Source organism: Desulfosporosinus sp. Tol-M2 (genome assembly GCF_059735615.1).
The window spans coordinates 1-1684 of sequence record NZ_JCAIJG010000122.1; the positions used below are offsets into that span (position 1 = coordinate 1).

General features: G+C 47.2%; 2 protein-coding genes. Both read left to right on the forward strand.

The features are described 5' to 3' along the window. Positions 1–363 (forward strand): glutamate racemase (locus AC6I5A_RS09460; protein ID WP_034614920.1); only part of this gene is annotated, 363 nt, incomplete at its 5' end. A 221-nt stretch (positions 364–584) separates the two neighbouring features. Continuing rightward, positions 585–1598, forward strand: a complete 1014-nt coding sequence (locus AC6I5A_RS09465) for a 2-hydroxyacyl-CoA dehydratase family protein (protein WP_034614922.1) — start codon at positions 585–587, stop codon at positions 1596–1598. Positions 1599–1684 lie beyond the last annotated feature (86 nt).

Sequence of the window (1684 nt, forward strand, 5' to 3'; positions counted from 1 at the left end):
CAAGGGATCGCCCAAACGTATCTGGCACCATTAAAGGAGGCCGGTGTGGATACCCTGATTTTAGGGTGTACGCATTACCCTTTTCTCGAACCTGTCATTCGGGAGTTTCTAGGCGAAGACGTCCTGATTATCGATCCGGCTTTGGCTGTTGTGCAAGAGCTGGAGAAATTGCTTCGGCATATGGATGAGTGGGAACGAGCGGGACTAGTTGTACGTCCATCCTCTTCGTTCCTAAGTAAAAACCAGCGGCGCAGCCACTATTATGTAAGTGGAGATCCGGGTCTTTTTCGACAGGTTGGAAATACGCTGCTCCAAGAACCAATCGATTATGTGGAGCAAGTAATTCTGGGGTTAAAGGATTAATATTTATTTTATTAAAAAGGCTAAAAGGGGTAAAATGGCTACCGGGCAAAACTTGAATCAACAAACCTTTACGGTTAGCGGAACAGGTTGAAAACAGGGATTTCTGCCAATCCTGCGCTGCCAGCTTTTGGTCGAGCCGGTTAATGGTGGAACAGGTTGAAATAGGGGTTGTCCTTGATATAAGAAGGGGTCAATATTTTAAATAACAGGAGACAGCGATTATGGGTAAAATCGGGTTAACAACGACGGTACCGGTTGAAGTGATTTTCGCAGCGGGTGAGATACCGGTTGATTTGAACAATATTTTTATTACAAGTTCGGAAGCTATGCATCGAGTGGAAGAAGCGGAGCTCACTGGCTTTCCTCGGAATGTGTGCGGTTGGATAAAGGGTTTGTATTCGACGGCATTGCATAATCCGGATATTCAGCGCATTGTAGCGGTGACACAAGGAGATTGCAGTAATACTCACGCCCTGATGGAGACGTGGGAGGTGGAAGGGATCGGAATTATCCCTTTTGCTTTTCCGTATGATCGGGATTCGGACATGCTTCGTCTTCAAATGGACAAACTAATTGGAACTTTAGGTACAACTTGGGAGGGTGTGAATGTGCAAAAGAAGCGCCTGGATCAGGTTCGGGCTTTGGCGTGGGAAATAGACCGGCTGACTTGGGAAGAAAACCGGGTGAGAGGGTTTGAAAACCACCTCTTTCTTGTTTCTTGTTCGGATTTTAATGGCGAACCTGAGGGCTTTGCCCGTGAGATGGAGAAATTTATCCAAACGGCGAGCAGGCGGGAGCCTTTTTCAGAGCGGGTTAGTTTAGGATCACGGAGAAAGAGGCGAGAAATTCGACTTGGTTTTATCGGGGTCCCACCTATTTTCCCCGCAATGTACGATTTTTTGGAAGAACACGGAGCCCGTGTTGTTTATAATGAAGTCCAGAGACAGTTTACGATGCCCTTTGAGACGGATGACGTCGTGGAACAGTACCGCTTATACACGTATCCTTATAAAGTATTTCAACGCCTTGAGGATATCGCTCAGGAGGCAGAGCGCCGCCAACTAGACGGAATCATTCACTATACGCAAAGTTTTTGCTATCGCCAGATTGAGGATCTGATTATCCGAAAAAAGCTGGATTACCCGATTCTAACTTTGGAAGGGGAAAATCCAACGGGATTGGATGCGCGGAGTAAAATGAGGATAGAGTCTTTTTTGTCTATGCTTGGCTCGTGAGACACGTCTTCTCTCGGCCATGCGCTCGTCGTCCAAACCAGGGTGTGATCACGACCTTCTGGCCCGGGAAGACGAAGGGATACGGT

Excerpts from the sequence above, each read along its gene's own strand:
- AC6I5A_RS09465 (WP_034614922.1), top strand. The coding sequence starts at position 585 with ATGGGTAAAATCGGGTTAACAACGACGGTACCGGTTGAAGTGATTTTC.